General features: G+C 54.8%; 16 protein-coding genes and 1 pseudogene. 10 read left to right on the forward strand and 7 right to left on the reverse strand.

What is annotated here, in order from left to right:
- Window positions 1–918: 918 nt before the first annotated feature.
- Window positions 919–1,527 (reverse strand): BON domain-containing protein, encoded by a 609-nt coding sequence (locus CAP31_RS06030; protein ID WP_223247390.1) that lies wholly within the window; start codon window positions 1,525–1,527, stop codon window positions 919–921.
- Between the two features lie 199 nt (window positions 1,528–1,726).
- On the opposite strand from CAP31_RS06030, the gene CAP31_RS06035 reads away from it, so the two are divergent.
- Window positions 1,727–3,004, forward strand: a complete 1,278-nt coding sequence (locus CAP31_RS06035) for an NRAMP family divalent metal transporter (protein WP_223247391.1) — start codon at window positions 1,727–1,729, stop codon at window positions 3,002–3,004.
- A gap of 10 nt (window positions 3,005–3,014) precedes the next feature.
- Window positions 3,015–4,400: a cardiolipin synthase gene (gene cls, locus CAP31_RS06040; protein ID WP_087446710.1), complete on the forward strand. Its 1,386-nt coding sequence runs from the start codon at window positions 3,015–3,017 to the stop codon at window positions 4,398–4,400.
- A 29-nt stretch (window positions 4,401–4,429) separates the two neighbouring features.
- Here cls and CAP31_RS06050 read toward each other — a convergent pair.
- The 3 genes and pseudogenes from CAP31_RS06050 to CAP31_RS06060 form a co-directional block, all read right to left on the reverse strand.
- Window positions 4,430–6,522, reverse strand: a pseudogene (locus tag CAP31_RS06050) (putative bifunctional diguanylate cyclase/phosphodiesterase).
- 45 nt (window positions 6,523–6,567) lie between these two features.
- The gene (locus tag CAP31_RS06055; protein ID WP_087446713.1) at window positions 6,568–7,425 is read right to left on the reverse strand and encodes an OmpA family protein; all 858 of its coding nucleotides are present in this window, start codon (window positions 7,423–7,425) and stop codon (window positions 6,568–6,570) included.
- Window positions 7,426–7,467: 42 nt separating this feature from the next.
- Complete coding sequence (locus CAP31_RS06060) at window positions 7,468–7,857, reverse strand: DUF4398 domain-containing protein (RefSeq protein ID WP_087446714.1); 390 nt, start codon at window positions 7,855–7,857, stop codon at window positions 7,468–7,470.
- 298 nt (window positions 7,858–8,155) lie between these two features.
- Between CAP31_RS06060 and CAP31_RS06065 the strand changes: the two genes are divergently transcribed.
- Together CAP31_RS06065 and CAP31_RS06070 are read left to right on the forward strand one after the other, a co-directional pair.
- Window positions 8,156–8,767 (forward strand): hypothetical protein, encoded by a 612-nt coding sequence (locus CAP31_RS06065; protein WP_087446715.1) that lies wholly within the window; start codon window positions 8,156–8,158, stop codon window positions 8,765–8,767.
- A gap of 49 nt (window positions 8,768–8,816) precedes the next feature.
- Window positions 8,817–8,975 (forward strand): DUF3309 family protein, encoded by a 159-nt coding sequence (locus CAP31_RS06070; protein WP_087446716.1) that lies wholly within the window; start codon window positions 8,817–8,819, stop codon window positions 8,973–8,975.
- A gap of 10 nt (window positions 8,976–8,985) precedes the next feature.
- On the opposite strand, the gene CAP31_RS06075 is transcribed toward CAP31_RS06070, so the two are convergent.
- Window positions 8,986–9,693, reverse strand: a complete 708-nt coding sequence (locus CAP31_RS06075) for a Crp/Fnr family transcriptional regulator (RefSeq protein ID WP_223247392.1) — start codon at window positions 9,691–9,693, stop codon at window positions 8,986–8,988.
- Between the two features lie 172 nt (window positions 9,694–9,865).
- Window positions 9,866–10,240, reverse strand: a complete 375-nt coding sequence (locus CAP31_RS06080; RefSeq protein WP_087446717.1) for a hypothetical protein — start codon at window positions 10,238–10,240, stop codon at window positions 9,866–9,868.
- Between the two features lie 340 nt (window positions 10,241–10,580).
- Here CAP31_RS06080 and CAP31_RS14780 point away from each other — a divergent pair, with 340 nt between their 5' ends.
- Window positions 10,581–10,730, forward strand: a complete 150-nt coding sequence (locus CAP31_RS14780) for a lmo0937 family membrane protein (protein WP_157662672.1) — start codon at window positions 10,581–10,583, stop codon at window positions 10,728–10,730.
- Between the two features lie 128 nt (window positions 10,731–10,858).
- Here the strand turns inward: CAP31_RS14780 and CAP31_RS06085 are convergent, their stop codons facing one another.
- Window positions 10,859–11,848 (reverse strand): SDR family oxidoreductase, encoded by a 990-nt coding sequence (locus CAP31_RS06085; protein WP_087446718.1) that lies wholly within the window; start codon window positions 11,846–11,848, stop codon window positions 10,859–10,861.
- Between the two features lie 361 nt (window positions 11,849–12,209).
- Between CAP31_RS06085 and CAP31_RS06090 the strand changes: the two genes are divergently transcribed.
- The 5 genes from CAP31_RS06090 (at window position 12,210) to CAP31_RS06110 (ending at window position 20,807) form a co-directional block, all read left to right on the forward strand.
- The gene (locus CAP31_RS06090; RefSeq protein ID WP_087446719.1) at window positions 12,210–12,482 is read left to right on the forward strand and encodes a hypothetical protein; all 273 of its coding nucleotides are present in this window, start codon (window positions 12,210–12,212) and stop codon (window positions 12,480–12,482) included.
- Between the two features lie 396 nt (window positions 12,483–12,878).
- Window positions 12,879–14,654 carry a 1,4-alpha-glucan branching protein GlgB gene (gene glgB, locus CAP31_RS06095; RefSeq protein WP_223247393.1) on the forward strand — a complete coding sequence of 592 codons (1,776 nt, stop codon included), beginning with the start codon at window positions 12,879–12,881 and terminating at the stop codon, window positions 14,652–14,654.
- The gene (locus tag CAP31_RS06100; RefSeq protein WP_189836654.1) at window positions 14,651–16,645 is read left to right on the forward strand and encodes an alpha-1,4-glucan--maltose-1-phosphate maltosyltransferase; all 1,995 of its coding nucleotides are present in this window, start codon (window positions 14,651–14,653) and stop codon (window positions 16,643–16,645) included. The genes glgB and CAP31_RS06100 overlap by 4 nt, the downstream gene beginning before the upstream one ends.
- Window positions 16,646–16,665: 20 nt before the next feature.
- The gene (gene treS, locus CAP31_RS06105) at window positions 16,666–20,034 is read left to right on the forward strand and encodes a maltose alpha-D-glucosyltransferase (protein WP_087446720.1); all 3,369 of its coding nucleotides are present in this window, start codon (window positions 16,666–16,668) and stop codon (window positions 20,032–20,034) included.
- A 56-nt stretch (window positions 20,035–20,090) separates the two neighbouring features.
- Complete coding sequence (locus CAP31_RS06110) at window positions 20,091–20,807, forward strand: hypothetical protein (protein ID WP_087446721.1); 717 nt, start codon at window positions 20,091–20,093, stop codon at window positions 20,805–20,807.
- Window positions 20,808–20,819 lie beyond the last annotated feature (12 nt).

Here is a 20,819-nt window from a genome sequence, read left to right on the forward strand (position 1 = left end):
CCTCTCTCTCGCGGGGGTAACGGTTTCCTGAATATTCGCGTTGATATACCGGTAGCGGTGCGGGAGGTGGGATGGCGCGGCGATCCCAATGATCCCAGCCTCTGTGATGCTCTTCCCAATCAGGTCCCCAGTATCTGCCCCAGAGCGGCGGGGCATCGGGATGCCAACCGTAGAAATAGGGTGGAGGGCGGCGGTAATAGCGAACTGGAATGCGCAGCACAAATAATGGCATATATTCCGGCGCTACCCAATCCCATGGACCATTATACCAATAGCTGGCATACCAGTTGTCGTCTTGGTATACCCAGTACATGCCGTCATAAAAAAAGTAATTGGAACTTGCGTAAGGGTCATAATAGACAGGGTAGCCCGGCACAAGAACCAGTCGGGGATAGGCAGGCATGTTGATACCGATACTGATACTGACTTCGGCGTGGACGGGCACGGGAAGTAGCGGGCTAAACAAGATGGATAACGCAATCAGGCGGTAGCGCATTTTTCGGTCCTCCTTTTAATCAACGATCGCTATTTACAGTCGTTTAGGCTCATTATTTATTACCCGCGCCAGGAACTGCATTGTGTGTGAACGAAAATCGTTCCATGACTGTGGCGGTCTTTGACCTCTGGCGTCGAGCTTGAAGGAAAATATTGCCGCAGTTGTGATGTTCGGAAGAGGCATGGGACGAAAAGCCAGGGATGGCAAGAATGACAGACCCTTGATCTCAAACGTCTTGCAATTCTTATTCGGCGCTGGTGTTATTTAGGTATAGACCATGGACCCGGCTCTGTCAAAAATACATTATTGGCAAGGGATATTGCCTGTATTTCCCTTGATCTGCGGCGGTGTACGAGCACCCTGCCCGCGAGGATAAAATGGAAAGAGGCAGGTCGTGCCACACCGCGCAGATTCAGTCCGGTTTATTTGCCATCGACTTTGAGCTGGGAGGCATCCACGCTTTTGACGCCATACACTTTGCCGGCGAGATCCTTGACGTGATCGATGGCATCTTGGTTTGCCAATGTGCCTTTCAGCATCACCACGCCGTGTATGGTCTCCACGCTTACATCCATGCCTTTGCTGAGGCTGTCGGCAAGCAATTCGGATTTCACCTTGGTGGTGATCCAGCTATCGGATACGATGCGTTTGGTCCTGACCCCGCTCTTGTTGTTACCCGGTGTTTGCAGGGCATTGTCGACGCTCTTGACCCCTTCAACTACTTTGGTTCTGGCCTCGGCCAGGGATTTTGCCTTTTCATCGCTGGCCGAGCCGGTGAGCGTCACTACGCCATTGGTGGTAGTGACGCTGATTTTTGAGTTCTTGAGACTGGATTCGCTTATTAATCGGGCTTTCACTTTGGCGGTAATCGCTGTGTCGCTGATCGCGGCACCCACGCTATCGCTATGCGCCTGCGGTGCAGACGCATCATCGGAAGCGGCATAGGCTGAACCCGTGAAACCGACAGACAAACCGCTGGCAATCAAGAGGGTACCTAACGAAACTTTATGGAATGAGGTCATTTTCTTCATGTCACTTCTCCTTGTGGTCGTTTACACGATTGTTTTACGAAAAAGTTCGCAAATTCAGTTTGCTCGGAAATATCGGTCTTCGTCTGTTCGGTATAGCACATTGCCAAATTTGCGAACCTGTCATGCTTCCTTAAACAGGAAAAGCATGTCACGCTCATCGATATAAGCTAATGTAACGACAATCAATCAGGAGAGCATCGTGCCCAACGTGAAAACCGTTTCGCAGGACTCGGAGCAGTCATGGCTGAAAAAGCTCGGCCCCGGGCTCATCACCGGCGCAGCGGATGACGACCCCAGCGGTATTGCGACCTATTCGCAAGCAGGCGCGCAGTTCGGTTTCAATATGCTGTGGACGGTGCTATTCACCTATCCCCTGATGGTCGGCATACAGGTAGTGAGCGCCAGAATAGGGCGGGTCAGCGGGCATGGCCTCGCCACTAATATTCGTAACCATTATCCGGCCTGGCTTTTGTATTGCGTGGTCGGATTGTTATTGATCGCCAACACGATCAATATTGCAGCGGATGTTTCCGCGATGGGCGAAGCTTTGAAATTGATCATGGGTGGCCCGGCGCAATTGTATGCGGTGGCGTTTGGCGTCATCTCGTTGTTGTTGCAGATGTTCATTCCTTATCGACGTTATGTTCGCCTTCTCAAATGGCTTACCTTGTCCTTGCTGGTGTATGTGGCCACGGTGTTTGTCGTGGATATTGCATGGTCGCGGGTGCTGGGCAGCATAGTCAGACCGGATTTGTCATGGAAGCAGGAGTACATTACCACTGTCGTGGCCGTATTCGGCACCACCATCAGCCCTTATCTATTCTTCTGGCAGGCATCTCAGGAAGTCGAAGATCAATTGATGGATACCCGGGCGCGCCCCTTGATAAGGGCGCCGAGTCAGGCCAAAGTCAATCTTAAACGCATCAAGATAGACACTTACATCGGCATGGGTTTCTCCAATCTGGTTGCTTTCTTCATTATCCTGACTACGGCGGTGACGCTTAATCAGCACGGGATAACCGATATTCAGACATCGGCGCAGGCCGCAACGGCGCTGCGACCGATCGCCGGTGATTTTGCATTCATGCTGTTCAGCGCTGGCATCATCGGCACCGGAATGCTGGCGATCCCGGTTCTGGCAGGATCTTCCGCCTACGCGATGGCGGGGGCGTTCAGATGGAAAGCCAGCCTCGAGCGCAAGCCGATGAGGGCGAAGCAATTTTACGGCATCATTGCCGTTTCCACCCTGATCGGCATCGCGTTGGGTTTTACCACGCTCGACCCGATCAAGGCCTTGTATTGGAGCGCGGTCATAAACGGCGTGATTTCCGTCCCGATCATGGTGGTGATGATGCTGATGGCGACGCGTTCAGAGATCATGGGCCAGTTCGTTATTTCCGCCAGACTGAAACTGCTGGGGTGGCTGGCGACGCTGATGATGGCGCTGGCGGTTGGGGCCATGCTGTTCACTTTTTGAGGTGCAGACGATGCTGGCTAACACTGTCAAAATTGCGTTCACGGCGGGCTGGTTGCTGATGGTGGCGAGTTGCGCGACGCTGCCCGATACGCAGTTCCTGACCAAGCGTTATGCTGTTCAGGCGGCGCATTTCGAGAATGCGATGGGCCCGCTTTCAAATCATCAGAGTGCGGCCATCCTGGCGAAACTCAAGCATACTTCCGGCGATCTGGATATCCTCGACAAGCAGATCACGCTTGAACAGCAAATTGTCGGCAGGCCGCTGATAACCGGAAACCAGGTCACATTGCTGCAGGACGGTCCCGCCACATATCAGGCGATGTTCGCTGCCATTCGCAATGCCAAAGACAATATCAATATGGAATCCTACATCATCGAAGATGGCGAGGTGGGGCAGCAATTCGCCAATCTGCTGCTTGAACGGCAGGCGCATGGCGTGCAGGTAAACGTTATCTACGACAGTGTCGGCGCATTCGGTACGGACAAGGCATTCTTTGATCGCCTGATTAAAGCCGGTGTTCAGGTGCTCGAATTTAATCCGGTCAACCCGTTGTTGGCAAGAAAATCCTGGGCGCTCAACCATCGCGATCATCGCAAACTGCTGATAGTGGATGGGCGCAGGGCATTTCTTGGCGGTATCAACATCAGCAGCGTTTATTCGACGGGTTCCTTTTTCAGAAGAAGCCGCGGCAAAACGGACCCAAAAACCGGGTGGCGTGATACCGATATTGAAATCGACGGCCCTGCGGTCGGTGAATTTCAGAAACTGTTTATGGAAACCTGGAATAAGCAGCATGGCAAGCCGCTGGCGCCAAATGATTATTTCCCCATCGTCACTCCGCAAGGTAAGGAAATCGTACGCGCAATCGGCAGTTCGCCGGACGATCCGTACAACCAGATGTACCTGACGCTGATATCGGCGATCGATAATGCAGAAAAACAGGTTTATATTACCAACGCCTATTTTGTGCCCGATCCGCAGCTCGTCCAGGCCTTGCTCAACGCCTCTGCTCGCGGTGTCGATGTCAGGCTGCTTCTGCCCAGCCATTCCGATTCGGCGATCGTATTTTATGCCGGCCGCTCGCATTACCAGGAATTGCTGGAGGGCGGCGTAAAAATCTATGAACGGCGCGGCTCGCTGCTGCATGCCAAAACCGTTCTGGTCGATGGCGTCTGGTCCTGCGTCGGGTCCAGTAACCTTGATTGGCGCAGTGCACTGGACAACGATGAAATCAATGCGGTGATACTGGGACGTGAATTCGGCAAGCAGATGCAGGCGGCTTTTGCCCATGATCTCGCGGCCTCCGATGAAATCAAGCTCGAAAGCTGGAAGCACAGATCGCCGCTGCTGCGGATAAAGGAGTGGGGGTCGCGGTTATGGGGGCGCCTGCTATAACTCGTGCAGAATCAATCGCCGGCATGCGTTCAGTGGTTGAGCATCCCCGAATTCTCTGCCAGCAGTTTTGCGAACTGTTCGGCGACGAGCGGACGGCTGAAAAGATAGCCTTGCCCTTCATCGCAACGTCGTTCCTTGAGAAAGGTCAGTTGCGCATGGTTTTCTACACCCTCTGCCACAACCTTTTGCTTAAGGCTGGTGCCCATGGCGATGACGGCGCTGACGATGATGCCATTGCCGTTGGGGGAGCCGATATCGTGCACGAATGACTGGTCGATTTTGAGGACATCGATCGGAAACTGATTCAGGTAACTTAAACTGGAATAACCGGTGCCGAAATCATCGACTGCCAGTTGCACATCCATCTCCTTGAGTTGTTCGAGTATCGACGTGCTCGATTCGGCATCGCGCATCAATACGCTTTCGGTGATTTCCAGTTGCAGGCAGCGCGGGTTGAGCCCAGTCTCATGCAGAATGCTGCGTACGCCCCGACGAAATCCTTGTGGCGAAATTCCAGCGCCGAAATATTGACGGCGACCGACCCGGGTATCAGTTTTTCGGCTTCCCAGCGTTTGGCCTGCAAGCACGCTTCACGCAATACCCAGCGTCCGATCGGCACGATCAGGCCGAAGTCTTCCGCGATCTTGATGAAGCGGTCTGGCAGCACCAGGCCCCATTGCGGGTGCTGCCAGCGCAGTAACGCTTCCGAGCCGATAATCATGCCGGTATCCAGATTAATCTTGGGCTGATAATGCAGCAGGAATTCCTGCCGTTCCAGCGCATGACGCAAATTGGTTTCAATCATTTGCCGCTCGACCGCACGGACATTCATGTCATGTTTGAAAAACTGATAGTTGTTGCGGCCTTTTTCCTTGGCCTGGTACATCGCCGTATCCGCATTCTTGATCAAGGTTTCGGCATCCTCCCCATCCGTGGGATAAATGCTGATGCCAATGCTGGTAGTGACATGCAGTTCATGCTGGAAAATGGAATGCGACACCGCGAGCGCGGCGAGTATCTTGTCGGCGACCAGCGCCGCATCCTGGGCAAATCTGTCCTCCGTGATCAGGATCACGAATTCATCCCCGCCCTGGCGGCTTACCGTATCGGAACCGCGAACACTCGCACACAGCTGCTTTGCGACGGATTGCAGTAGTTTGTCGCCGGTCGCATGGCCGAGTGAATCATTGATATGCTTGAAGTTGTCCAGATCCAGAAACAGTACCGCCAAACGCGTGCCATGTCTTTTTGCCAGGGAGATCGCCTGGGCGATGCGATCGTTCAGCAGCACACGATTCGGCAGATTGGTGAGGAAATCGTGTTGCGCCAAATGCGCCATTTTCAGGGTCATGGCTTTGGTAGCCGTGATGTCATGGAATACGATCACTGCACCGACGATGCGTCCGTTCATATCATGGATCGGGGCAGTCGTATCTTCGATTGCCGCTTCGCTGCCATCGCGCCGGATCAGAATCGTACCGGCAGCCAATTTCATCGGTTTGTTTTGCTGCAAGACCCGTTCGATCGGGTTGGGTTCATGCTCCCGCGTCGTGCCGTTGATGATATGCATCACCTCGCTGACGGGATGCCCGTATGCTTCCCTTTTCAGCCATCCGGTCATGCTTTCGGCCGCAACGTTCAGATAATCGACATTACCCGACATGTCGGTACAGATAACCGCATCGCTGATGGAGTTGAGTGTGGTTTCCGCACGCGTCTTTTCTATATGGAACGATTTTTCCACGGCCTTGCGCCGGATAATGTTGTACAGAGTTTGCGGCATCAGTTGGCTGCCGAAATCACTTCTCTGCACATCGCCCTGAGAGCCGCGTTTTATCGCTGCAGCCGACAGTATTTCGTTTTCCATGATATTGAGCGTCATGATGGGCGTCAGCGGAGCGGCTTCGAGTAACCGGTCGAGCGTTGCAACGCCTGCGCTGTCTGGTAGTGACAGCTTGGTCAGAATCATATCGCTGCCGCCGCTACGCAGCTGTTTCAGGGCGTCGTCAAGGCGTGTCACCCATACGCTCGTGAAGCGCTGGCTCTTTGCCTTGCCCAGTGCATCCTGCAACGCCCGGGCATCAGTGGCGTCGTCCGTGATGATCAGGATTCGGTTCGTCATGTCATATCCAGTCCCTGGCGCTTCGTTTGCCGGTTAATCATATGGTTAGCGTGGCGGTATTTTGCCGTCGTCTCCTGACAGTACGATCTCCACCCTGCGGTTGAACTGGCGACCGGCTGCCGTGTCGTTGCGCGCGGCCGGATAAGCTTCACCATAACCGCGCGTGGTTATGCGGTCGCGGCTGATACCCAATTCCGTCAACGCCGTGCCTACCGACAAGGCACGGCGCTCGGACAGCATCTGGTTATGTTCCGGAGTGCCGGTATTGTCGGTATAGCCTTCTATCAGCACGACGCGCTGCGGATTCTGTTTCAGGATGTCCGCCAGTTTCTGCACATTGCTCAAGCCGCTCTGTTTCAGTCTTGCATCGTCGGTATTGAACAATACGTCGCCGAATGTCACCACGATGCCGCGTTCGGTCTTTTGTGCGGAAAGGTCGCTCAGCTCGGATTCCAGTTGTTGAGCATGCGCTTCCGCTTCCTGCTGTTTGCGCTGGGCATCTGCCGCTTCATTCTGGGCCGCTGCCGTCTGGTTTTGTGCTATTGACGCATCCATCCTGGCCTTGTTCGCCTCCTGTGTGCGCTGATCAAGCCGCATCTGGTCGCGTTCTTTGGCGGCATTGGCTACAGACTGTTCGGCGACTTTCTGCTTGGCGACATAGGCCAGCTCATTCACTTTTTTGTCACTGTCATGATGCATCCAGGCGTTATTCGCGGTATCGAGTGCGTCGCTGGCCTCTTTCAGCTGGACGGGCGCGAGATTGACCACATCAGGATTGGCTTGGGCAGCCTGGAAATCCTGGCGGGTTTCTTCGAGCTGCGGATTGGCCGGAGGCATAGTACTGCAGCCTGCGAATAATGCTGCTGCGGCCAGCATTACCGGTAGATTGCGAAAGTTTTTCATAATGAACTCCTTTCCTGAAAGATGAGAGAAGGCTGCGATTGATTATTTATTCCGGTTGTTCCGGTCGAGTTCTTCACGCATCACGCGGATATCATCCTGCAATGCATCCGCTGCCTGCTGCGCCTTGGCGGAATTTGCCTTGCTGCGGGCCAGTTCGGCGTCGGCCTGGGCCTCGATGGATAGCTGTTTGGCTAACTTATAGTCCTTGGCAGCCATCGCCTGATTGGCGCGGTCAAGTTTTTCACGAGCGGATTTCATTTCCTCCGGAGCATATTCGGCGGCACCAGCAGTTGCGGCGTCGGATACCGTCGCTTTGGTGACAGCGACTTCTGCAGTAGGCGGTGGGGCGCTTTTGCAGCCGGTTAGCAGGATGGCTAAAAAAACAGCCAGATAAATACCGGGATGTGATGGGCGAGGTGAAATGATCTTCATGATTTTCTCCATTCTTCAATGTCGAAAGTGCGATTGATTATGTCGTAGGTGACAGTTTTCAGCTGCCTATGAATCATTTTATAGACGTTATGCCATCCCCTCTCAGTACGCTGTCGCACACATAATTGTTTTGCCGTGCTACGGATTTCCGATATCCGGGGTGGCGAGAGAGCAGTGGGCGCGCTGCTGGATGAATATGTACGCAGGCGTACAGACCCGGACTTGCCCTGCCTGTAATTTGGTTTCCATCAGTGCATTGTTTGCCTGATAAAACCTATAAATTTCTTGAGGAGTTCACATGAACAGGTTCAACATCACTTCAATCGCGCTGGCGCTGGGTTTGGCGTTCAGCATTAACGCCACGGCCCAAACCATGTCGAAAGATGAGTACAAGGCTGCCGATCATCGTATCGATACCGAATACAAAGCGGATAACTCGCGCTGTTCTTCCCTCGCAGGAAATGCCAAAGACATTTGCAAGGCAGAAGCCAAGGGCAAGGAAAAAGTCGCAGAAGCTGAGCTGAAAGCGCATTACAAGCCTTCTGCGAAAGCCGACTACAATGTCAGTATTGCCAAAGCTGAAGCGGATTATGCCGTTGCAGATGAAAAATGTGACGATAAGGGAGGCAATGACAAGGATGTCTGCGTGAAACAGGCGAAAGCTGCTCTGGCCACTGCCAAAGCCGATGCTAAAGCCCAGCTGAAGACCTCGTCAGCGAATGCCACGGCCCAGGAAAAATCATCGGAAGCCCAAATGAAGGCAAGTGAGAAGGGGGCTGCGGCGTCCGAGGATGCAGCAGAGACCAAACGTGATGCCGAGTACAAAGTGGAAAAGGAAAAGTGCGATAAGTTTTCAGGCGACGCAAAGGATACATGCCTTACCCGTGCCAAGACGCAATTTGGCAAATAAAGGTAATATCCCGATCTTGTGGCTGTGATGAAAAATCAGGAGGAATGATATGTCATTAGGCACAGTACTGCTGGTCATCGTCATCTTGATGCTGATCGGAGTGATTCCTGCCTGGCCGCATAGCCGCAATTGGGGTTATATGCCAAGCGGCGGTCTGGGACTGTTATTGATAATTCTGGTCATTCTGATGGTGATGGGGCAGATATAACCTCGTGTTATCAGCTCATGATGCGGTCAAACGCGTCCTTGTCGGTCTGGTAACACGAACAGGCAACTCTCTGCAGCCCCTGACGGTCGATGATGGTAATATCCCCGCGGCTATAGTTGATGAGTTTTTGTTTTTGCAGTGCGCCGGCAGCTTTGGAGATGCCGACGCGCCTTACACCAAGCATATAAGCCAGAAACGCCTGGGTGACATGAAATCCGGCTGAATACGTCCGGTCGTCGGTCATTAATAGCCAACGAGCGAGACGCGCTTCAGTCATATGAAAGCGGTTGCAGACGGCAGTCTGGGCGAGCTGGTTCATCAATGTGTAAACGTAGCGTTTCAGCACCCGTTGCAGCAAAGGATTCTGTTCGTACCTGAGCATGAACTCCGACGTCCCGATTTTCCACGCACTGCCGCTCCCTTGTACAAGAGCGCATAAGGATGAGACCTCCAGGCCCAGGATCAGGGGTACGCCGAACATGCCTTCGTTTCCCGCCAGTCCCACTCCCAGTTTGTCATGGGCATCGATATGGGATACCAGCGAAATAGTACAGCTAATAGGAAAATAAATATCGCGGATACGCTCTCCGGGTTTGCAGAGCATGCTTCCGGCGCTCAGATCAATTTGTTCGCAAGCTGCGAGCAGGGACTGGCACTCTTTTCGCGGCAGCAATGCCAGCAGTCTGTTGCCAGTATGTACATGATTATTAGTTGCCACTGAAGCTCTCCTATCGTACGCGATAAAACAACGGGAGGCATGATGAAGGGTCAGGGTACCAATCCAATAGCGAATGCCGAAGAAATTCTTCGTGGACCGACAAGTGCCACATGCGATGTTGATGCAACGGCACCCGGATTAACCGGGCACCGTCGATAGTGCTCATGACGGATTACTCGATCGGGGATGGAGGAACAGTTGTGCCGCTGCCAGGTCCTGCCGGGGTGCCGGGATTGGTCCGGTTAGGCGTTTCGCTTCGAATGCTGTCGTCGTCCTGCGACCCCGAACTTCCCGGGTTACTTTGATTATCCATTCCGCCGTGCATACTGTCATCGGTTTGCGGAACGGTGCCGCCGGGAGCACTCTGGGTGCCAGTACCGTTCCGAGTATTTCCATCGTCCGGCATAGTCATATTGCCGCTGGAACCATGTCCGCCCATATCGCCTTGCGGGGCGGGATAACCGGTTTCGGCAGATGCGGCAGGCTTGTTGCAGGCACTTAGTCCCAATGCTACGACGGCAGATGCAAGTAATACGGAATATTTCATGATGCCTCCTATCGATTCAAAAGTTGAACAGGCCACAGAGATACGGCACTTCCATGCTTTTTATCAAGCATAGAATCAGCATAAGGGAAAGCGATGGCATATTCTGTACGCTAACCCGCATTGGTTAGTGACAAAGACCATGGATGCTGATCGAAAGTAAGGAAACAGGCCCTGTGTACGCTGACGTACAGACGCTTCTTCCCATGAGACATATTCTGCAATCGAGTCATGTGATTGCAGATAGGAGGCAGTTGGGTTATCTGCAGGAATGCGTATCTTAATTATTGCGACGAGCGAAGTGGTAATACGACTTCGCCTTACCAAAAAAAGGAGAAATATCATGCTTTATACCATCGCCGTTGTGCTCATTATCCTGTGGCTTCTGGGTCTGGTTACTTCCTATACCATGGGCGGTTTCATTCACATCCTGCTGGTGATCGCCGTCGTTATTATCCTGTTGCGCATCATCAGCGGGCGCTCGCCGCTTTAATCTGTCGCACAAGCCAGCCACCCGGGAGGCTGGCTTGCTTTCTTTCTTGATATGTTCGCGGCATGAAAAGTGAAGGCGGCCGTGACGAGAGCGGGCCGTTTCATTGTGCATGTCAGCAAGGTAAGCACTTATTCGCCTACGCTGCCTATGATCGGCAGCACGATACCCGTTATAAAGCTGGAACATACTGGCGACGCCAGAAACACATAGGCGGGCGATATTTCTTCCAGCTGAGTCGGCCGATTCATGTCGGTCGACTGTCCGAATCGAGTAATCTTTTCCGGGCTTTGATCTGCCGGATTGAGCGGCGTCCATACAGGCCCTGGAGCCACGGCATTGACGCGAATACCCTGAGGCAGCAGATTGGACGCCAGCGACATCGTAAATGCGTGGATCGCCCCCTTCGTGGCCGAGTAATCCAGCAGATTCTTATTGCCCTTGAGGCCGGTGACCGAGCCGGTGTTAATGATTGCCGCGCCGCGCTGCAAATGGGGCAATACGGCTTTGGCCATATGGAAATATCCGTAGATATTGGTTTTCATGGTCATGTCGAAGCGTACCTCACTCAGCTCGAGCAGGGAAGCCGCATGTTCCTGAAAGGCGGCATTGTTTACCAGGATGTCGATATGGCCGAAATGGGCCTTTACCTGCCCGACTGCATCGCGGCAAAATCCGGCATCCCGCACATCGCCGCTTATGAGCAAACATTTACGTCCTTCTTCCTCGACATGCTGTCTGGTTTCATTGGCATCGTCATGTTCGTTGAGATAAATGACGGCCACGTCCGCTCCTTCTCGCGCATAGAGCACAGCGACGGCACGTCCGATGCCGGAATCGCCACCGGTGATAATGGCGACCGAACCTTCCAGCTTGCCGCTGCCGCGATAATCGGGTGCCATGAATTCGGGTTTGAGCGACATGTCCTTCTCCTGCCCCGGTTTTCGCAGATGCTGCGCTGGCATCGGCACGCCGGGATATTCATGCGATCCGGTCTGTACCGCCTGCTGCTTTTTCTGTTCTGACCCGGAAGCGACTGCATCCTGCTGGTCCTGCATCTTTTGAAGATTCTGCTGTTGCCTGACTACAGCATCGGTCATCTTGTTATCCGAAATTGACATGGCGTTCTCCTTTATCGAGTGTCTGCATACGATTGCACGAATGTGTGCCGGAATTGCGCGAACTGCTGCATTTAAAACCGGAATAGCGGCAGAAAAGATTAGTTTGCGCGAGGCAGCAAGTCAGTGCTGGAGCGTACATTGGATGTTTCGGATGAAAGATGGCAGCGTTCATCATGCGCGTGCATCTCGCGCCGATTCTTTGAAAACGACAATGATTTCATGGGTATGTACGTGCGTTACCGCACGGTATCGAAAAAACGACAGGTGTATTGTGAAGACTCTTCTTCGAGATTCATGAAGAGGAAAGGTGTTTGGTTCTATCGGGCCAAGCAAAGTCGATTTAACCGCAAGGAGATAAATCATGACTCAAAAGCACGATACAAGTAAATCCCATAAAGCAGCGGAGAACAAATCGTCGTCCTCCTCCCTGCATGGAACATCGCATCAGAACAGCAGCCACTTGTCCGGTAGCGGAAGCAGTGGACAAAGCCACAGCGGCAAGTCTTCGCATTCTTCCAAACAGCATGCCGGTTCTTCCAGTCAGAGCAGCGAGCATATGGCTGAGATAGGCCGCAAAGGCGGTGAACACAGCCATGGCGGTCACGGCAGTCATGGCAGCAAGAGCAAAAGCTGACAGTCATTCATGACGATAGCGCCATAATTTCTGAGCGGCATGGACCGCATGTCGCTTTGGAATGGCGTCAAACATCCCGTCAACTCGCCTGCACAACGCAACGATCACTTGTCCGAGAGAAAGTTACTGGCGTCAGCAGACGGGTTTGGCGAGAAGAATCGTGTCGATTTTGGTTGTAGGGAGGGAATACGTTTCTATTATTAACAATAAATACAGATGCAAAGGGTAGTAAATGTCGATGTTAACGAATCTTCCTCAGAATGCAGTTTCCCCCTCCAGTGTACTTACCGAGCACGATGTTTATTTGTTCAAACAAGGGAAACATTTTCGCATGTACGAAAAACTGGGCCCCCACAGGCAAGTGATGGATGGTAAGGACGTCACTCATTTTGCTGTTTGGGCCCCAATGCAGCTGCCGTTTCCGTGATCGGTGAATTCAATCGCTGGGATGCCAAGTCGAATGCGCTGCATCTTCGCCACGATGGCTCAGGCATCTGGGAAGGCTGGATCGCTGACGTAGCGACAGGCGCCAGCTATAAATACCGTATTGTTTCCCGTGACGGAAAGGCAGCCGACAAAGGCGATCCGTTCGCGCCTTACTGGGAAGCGCCGCCCTTGACCGCTTCCCGGGTATGGGATCTGGATTACGCCTGGAATGATGCTGCATGGATGGCGCAACGCCGGGAGAAGAACCGGCTGGATGCACCTTGTTCCATCTATGAAGTGCATCTGGGTTCCTGGCGACGGGTACCGGAAGAGGGCAACCGTTCCCTTACTTACCGTGAGATGGCAGAGTGGCTGCCGCGTTACCTGATCAGCATGAACTTTACCCATGTCGAGTTCATGCCGCTCACCGAGCATCCTTTTTACGGTTCATGGGGCTATCAGACCACCGGGTACTTTGCGCCGACGGCCCGTTACGGCACACCGCAGGATTTCATGTTCCTGGTGGATGCGCTGCATCGGGACGGCATCGGCGTCATCCTCGACTGGGTGCCGTCGCATTTCCCTGACGATGCTCACGGCCTCGCTCAATTTGACGGCACTTATCTGTTCGAGCACGCCGATCCGCGCCAGGGCTATCACCCGGACTGGCACAGTGCGATTTTCAATTACGGACGGCATGAAATCCGCGCATTTTTAGCCAGCAGTGCGTTGTTCTGGCTGGATAAATATCACATCGACGGACTGCGCGTGGATGCTGTCGCGTCGATGCTGTATCTGGATTACGGGCGCAGGCACGGCGAGTGGATTCCCAATCAGTATGGCGGCAGGGAGAATCTGGATGCCGTCGCCTTTCTGCGCGATCTCAACGAGGCAATCTACCGCGATTATCCCGATGTGCAGACCTTTGCCGAGGAATCGACTTCCTGGCCCATGGTGTCCCGCCCTACGTATACCGGCGGGCTTGGATTCGGTCTGAAATGGAACATGGGCTGGATGCATGACACGCTCAAGTATTTTTCGCAAGACCCGGTTTACCGGAAATATCACCATGCCCAGCTTATTTTCAGTATCTGGTATGCCTTTTCGGAGAACTTCGTGCTGCCGTTTTCGCATGACGAAGTCGTGCATGGCAAAGGTTCGCTGATCGGGAAAATGCCGGGCGACGAATGGCAGCAGTTCGCCAACCTGCGCTTGCTGTATGGCTACATGTGGGGACATCCGGGCAAGAAGCTGCTGTTCATGGGCTGCGAATTCGGTCAGAAGCGCGAATGGCAGCACGAAGAGAGCCTGGAATGGGCGGTACTGCAATACCCGCGACATGCCGGATTGCGGCGCTGGGTGGAAGATCTCAACCATTTCTATCGTAGCGAACCGGCACTTTATCAGAATGATTTCAATGCGGAAGGATTCGAGTGGATGGACTGCAACGACGCGGAAAAAAGCGTCGTGAGCTTTGTGCGGCATGGCAGTGCTGCAGGCGAGACACTGCTGGTGGTATGCAATTTTACGCCGGTCGTACGCGAGAATTATCTGGTCGGCGTACCGGTTGGCGGTTATTGGCATGAAGTGCTCAACAGCGATGCCGAGCTGTATGGCGGCAGTGGGATAGGCAATTTCGGTGGCAGGGAAGCGGCGCCGGTCGCTGCCGGGAACATGTACCATTCGCTGATATTGCGCCTGCCGCCGCTGGGTGTCCTATACTTCAAGCAGGGGGGCGATGCATGACGATTATTCCCGAGCTTGATGGCAGACAGCGAGTTGTGATCGAAAACGTACGGCCGGAGATCGATGCCGGGCGTTTCCCTGTCAAACGCGTCATCGGTCAGTCTGTCGAAGTGGAAGCGGATGCATTCACCGACGGGCACGATGCGTTGAGATGCGTGCTGCGTTACCGGCATGAATCCGAAAGCAGGTGGCGCGAGATGTCGATGGTGTCGCTCGGCAACGATCGCTGGCGTGCCGCTTTTCCTGTCGCCGAATTGGGCCGGTATCTTTATACGGTGACCGCATGGGTCGACCATTTCCTGTCCTGGCAGCATGAAATAGTACGCCGCAATGACGCGCAGGATATTGCAGTGGCGTTGCAAATGGGATCAAGGCTGATCGGCGAGGCGGCGCAACGCGCGACCGGCGACGACCGGCTGCAATTGCAGCAATATGCAAAGGAAATGGGCGTTGCCGATGCAGATGCCGGCAAGCATCTGGCCATTTCGCAAATGCTGACCAGCCTGATGGTGCGTTATTCGGACCGCAGTCTGGCTACCCATTACCCGCTGGAGCTGACCGTTCGCGCCGAGCGGGTAAAAGCGCTTTACAGCACCTGGTATGAGTTGTTTCCGCGTTCATGTGTCGATGACGGCATGGATCACGGCACGTTTGCGGAATGTGAAAAAAGGCTGCCTTCCATAGCGAAGATGGGATTCGATGTGGTGTATCTGCCGCCGATTCATCCCATCGGCGTGACCAAACGCAAAGGCCCGAATAACACCCTGCTGGCGAGCGCAGGCGATCCGGGAAGCCCGTGGGCGATCGGTGCAGCGGATGGCGGCCACAAGGCAATTCATCCGCAATTGGGCACACTGGAAGATTTCGCCAGTCTGGTGCAGCGCGCGCGCGATCTCGGTATCGATATTGCGCTCGATATCGCGTTGCAATGCTCGCCCGATCATCCGTATGTGCATGAGCACCCCGAATGGTTCCGCCATCGGCCGGACGGCAGCATCCAGTATGCGGAAAACCCGCCCAAGAAATATCAGGATATCTACCCGTTCAATTTTGAGAACGAAAACTGGCGTGAATTATGGCAGGAACTGCTCGACGTGTTTCTGTTCTGGATCGGTCAGGGCGTAAGCATATTCCGTGTCGATAACCCGCATACCAAACCGTTCCCTTTCTGGGAATGGCTGATCGGGCAGGTGCACCGCGATCACCCGCAGACGATTTTTCTGGCCGAGGCGTTTACCCGTCCGAAAGTGATATACCGGCTTGCCAAGCTCGGCTTCAGCCAGTCCTACAACTATTTCCCCTGGCGCAATACGAAGGGCGAGATCGAGGCCTATTTCACCGAACTCACGCGTTCGGAAGTACGCGAATATTTCCGCCCCAATCTGTGGCCGAATACCCCGGATATCCTCACCGAATACCTGCAGTTCGGCGGACGGCCGGCATTCATGCTGCGCCTGGTGCTGGCTGCGACGCTGGGTGCGAGTTACGGCATCTACGGGCCGGCTTACGAATTGATGGAAGCGAGCCCGCGGGAGAGCGGGGGAGAAGAATATCTCGACTCCGAGAAATACCAGGTACGCCGCTGGAACCTCGATCGCGCAGACAGCCTGAATGATTTTATCGCCAGGATTAACCGTATCCGCCGCGAAAACCCGGCACTGCAGCAGGATCACTGTCTGCAGTTCTTTAATGTCGACAACGAGGCGCTGCTCTGCTACGCCAAAACCACGGCGGATAACACCGAGATCATCGTGGTCGTCGCCAATCTCGACCCGCATCATACCCAGTCCGGCTGGGTTACGCTGCCCATGAAGGCGCTGGGGCTGGATACCGAACGCGCCTATCAGGTGCACGATCTGGTCACGGACGCGCGCTTTTTGTGGAAAGGCGAGCGTAATTACGTGGAAATCATTCCGCGAACTGCGCCGGCACATATTTTCAAGTTGCGCCGGCGAGTCCGTACCGAACGTGACTTCGATTATTTTTTGTAAGATTTCTGTAAGAGGGAGCCATGCACGATACCCAATCCAGCAAGGAAGAAGTCGCCGAGGATTATGCGCTGTGGATGGCAGACCCGCTCTGGTACAAGGACGCTGTGATTTACGAATTGCACGTCAAGGCTTTTTTCGACAGCGACAATAATGGTATCGGCGATTTTGCCGGATTGATCCAGAAACTCGATTACTTGCAGAACCTGGGGGTCAATACGCTCTGGCTGCTGCCGTTTTATCCATCGCCGATGCGCGACGACGGCTACGACATATCGGATTACCACGATATCCATCCGGAATACGGCACCATGGCCGATTTCAAACAGTTCGTGAAGGAGGCGCACCGCCGTGGTCTGAAAGTCATTACCGAGCTGGTCATCAATCACACTTCGGATCAGCATCCCTGGTTTCAGGCGGCGCGGCGTGCGCCTGCCGGTTCCGACAAGCGCGATTTTTACGTATGGAGCGATACCAACCAGAAATTCCCCGAGACGCGTATTATCTTTACGGACGCCGAAAAATCCAACTGGACCTGGGATGAGGAAGCCAAAGCCTATTACTGGCATCGTTTTTTCTCCCACCAGCCCGACCTCAACCACAATAACCCGCAGGTAGTGAAGGCGGTCATCAAACTCATGCGTTTCTGGCTGGATCTGGGCGTGGACGGCATGCGGCTGGATGCGATCCCGTACCTGTGCGTGCGCGAGGGCACTTTGAACGAAAACCTGCCGGAGACGCACGCAGTGATCAAGCAGATGCGCGCGGTGATCGATGCGCATTATCAGAACCGGGTATTCCTCGCCGAAGCCAATCAATGGCCGGAAGACGTGCGCGACTACTTCGGCGACGGCGACGAATGCCACATGGCCTACCATTTCCCCCTCATGCCACGCATGTACATGGCTATCGCGCAGGAAGACCGCCACCCCATCGTCGAGATCATGCGCCAGACGCCGGATATCCCGGACACCTGCCAATGGTCCGTTTTCCTGCGCAACCATGATGAGCTGACGCTGGAGATGGTCACCGACAAAGAACGTGACTACATGTACCAGATGTATGCCAGCGATGCGCGGGCGCGCGTCAATGTCGGCATCCGCCGCCGGCTGGCGCCGTTGATGGATAACGAATTCGACAAGATCCGGCTGATGAACGGCTTGCTGCTGTCCATGCCGGGTTCGCCCATCATCTATTACGGCGACGAGATCGGCATGGGTGACAATTTTTTCCTCGGCGATCGCAATGGCGTGCGCACGCCGATGCAGTGGAGCCCTGACCGCAATGCCGGGTTTTCACACGCCGATCCGCAGCGCCTGTATCTGCCGCCAATCATGGATTCGGTGTATGGCTATGAAGCAGTCAATGTGGAGGCGCAGCTGCGCGAGCGAGCGTCATTGCTGAATTGGATGCAGCGCGTGCTGGCCGTGCGTAAAAACCATCAGGCATTCGGCCGCGGCAAGCTGATCTTTCTGCATCCCGGCAACCGCAAGATACTCGCCTATCTGCGAACGTACGATGAAGACATCATCCTCTGCGTCGCCAACCTGTCGCGTGCCGCGCAGCCGGTCGAGCTCGATCTTTCCGCCTACAAGGGCTGCGTGCCTGTGGAACTGATGGGGCGCACGGCTTTTCCGCCGATAGGCGATCTGCCGTATCTGCTCACATTGTCCGGCCATAGTTTTTACTGGTTCCGCCTGACAAGAAGCGAGGAAATCCCGGCATGGCATGAGGGATATCAGCCTTCCGAAGAATTGCCGATGCTGGTGCTGTTCGACGGCTGGCGCAGTTTCTTCCGTGACCGCGTGGTGCCTTGGCGCATCGCGATGGCGGAAAGAGTCCGTACCCAGCTTGAAGAAGAATCGCTGCCGCCTTTCGTTGCAGCGCAGCGCTGGTACGGCGGCAAAGGCGAAACGGTACGGCGCGTCGCATTGGTAGATCATGTCGAATGGGGCAGCGACGAGAGCAAATGGCTGGTCGCGCTGTTTCAGGTGGAAAGCAAAGCTGGTGCGGCACAGCCCTGCTTTTTGCCCCTGACACTGACCTGGGAAAGCGCCGGCGAAGAACGCATCAGGATGCTGCTGCCGGCCACCGTGGCCAAAGTGCGGCAGCAGTCCAAAATCGGCATTCTGGCCGATGCGTTTGCCGATGAAGCCTTCTGTCGCGCACTGGTACGCGCCATCGGCGCGCAGGATACGCTGCAATGCGAGCATGGTAGCATCCGGTTCTTGCCTGCTGCGGCTTTTTCCCTGATCGCAGGAAGAGAAGATATCAGCACGCTGCAAGTGCGGATGCCGGGCACGCAGGGCAGCAATACTGCCGTGGTGCTGGGGGAGCGGCTGTTCCTGAAGGGTTATCGGCGCTTGCAATCCGGGACGCAGCCGGAACTGGAGATCGGGCGTTTCCTCACCGAAGTGGCGAAATTCTCCAATATCGTGCCGGTAGCCGGTGCCGTGGAATATCTGGCTGCAGACGGCAGCACTTCGACGCTCGCCTTGTTGCAGGAATATGTGGAAAACCAGGGCGATGGCTGGAGCTATACCATCAGTTATCTTGAGCGCTTCCTCGAAGAATGCCAGGCAACGATGGTCCCACCGGGGCCGACTGCGCAAACCCATGGCGCCTATCTGCTATTGATGCGCACGTTGGGTCAGCGCACGGGCGAATTGCATAAGGCGCTGGCGGCGCACACCGGTAATCCGGCGTTTGATCCGGAACCTGTGACTTCCGACGATATGAGCATCTGGAGCCGACAGATCCAGGAAGAGGTCGAGGCCACGCTGACAAGGCTCGAAGCTTCCGGTGCCGGACTGTCAGAGCCGGTGCGCCGTGATGCGCAGTTGCTGCTCGAACACCGCAGTGCCATCCTCGAGCGCCTGCATGCAAGCGTCAGGCAACCCATGCAGACAGTCAAGATACGCTATCACGGCGATTACCACCTCGGTCAGGTCCTGCTTACCCAGAACGATTTCGTCATCATCGATTTTGAGGGTGAGCCGGCCCGTCCGATTTCCGAGCGCAGCCGCAAACATTCACCGTTGAAGGATGTGGCAGGCATGTTGCGTTCATTCAGTTATGCAGCCTACTCGGCGCTGGCTAGTGGCGTGGAGCGTCCCGAGGACCTGGCACTGCTGGAGCCGGTGGTGCAGGAATGGAAGGCAGAAGCGGGGCGGGTATTCCTCCTGGCCTACGAAGAAGCCGTACGTGACGCCGGTTTGTACCCGCAAGGGCAGTCGTTGCATCTCTTGCTTGATCTGTTTGTGCTGGAAAAAGCTTTCTATGAATTGCGCTACGAGCTGGATCACCGCCCCGACTGGGTAAGTATTCCCCTGCGTGGCATTCTGGATATGGTTAACGGGCCGTCAAATACCGGGCAGAGCGCCCCCGCCTAGGTATGGCAGGATTTTTTGAGTAAGGAACCGCAGTTCAATATGACCTGGAGAAAATCATGGAACAGGTGAGCATAGCACTGGAACCGCTGAAGGCGTTCCTCATCCAGCTGGGCGAATTTCTGCCCAAGCTGTTCGTCGCCGCGATCATTCTGCTGGCCGGCTGGTTGCTGGCCAAAGCGATCAGGCTGGCGGTATTGAAGGGCTTGAAGTCGATCAATTTCAATGTCCTTACCGAGCGCGCCGGTATCGACGGTTTTTTGCGGCAGGGCGGCATCGAGACCGGCACCGTCGCCATTCTTGCGGCGCTGGTCTACTGGCTGGTCATCCTGTCGGCGTTGATGATCGCTTTCAATAGCCTGGGGCTGGCACTGGTGACTGAATTCATCAGCCGGATCGTGCTGTTTGTGCCGAAGGTCATTCTGGCGGTGCTGATCCTGACGCTGGGTGCCTATTTCTCGCGCTTCATCGAGAACGCGATCATCGTCTACGGCAGCAACATCGAGCTCGAGGATGCCCAGATCCTCGGGCGGCTGGCGCGTTACGCCATCCTTGCATTCGTGGTGCTGATCGCGCTGGAGCAGGTGCAGGTGGCGACCGAGCTGATACGTTTGAGTTTCCTGATTTTGCTGGCGGGCGTCGTGCTGATGCTGGCACTGGCATTCGGGATCGGCGGCAAGGACAGGGCTGCGGATTTACTGGAGCGCTGGTGGCCCAAGGCGCCCCAAAAAGACCGAAACACCAAAGCGGACGTGCATCCGCCGGAGCAGGATTGAAATATTCCCTGC

The organism is Sulfuriferula sp. AH1, assembly GCF_002162035.1.
Classification (GTDB): domain Bacteria; phylum Pseudomonadota; class Gammaproteobacteria; order Burkholderiales; family Sulfuriferulaceae; genus Sulfuriferula.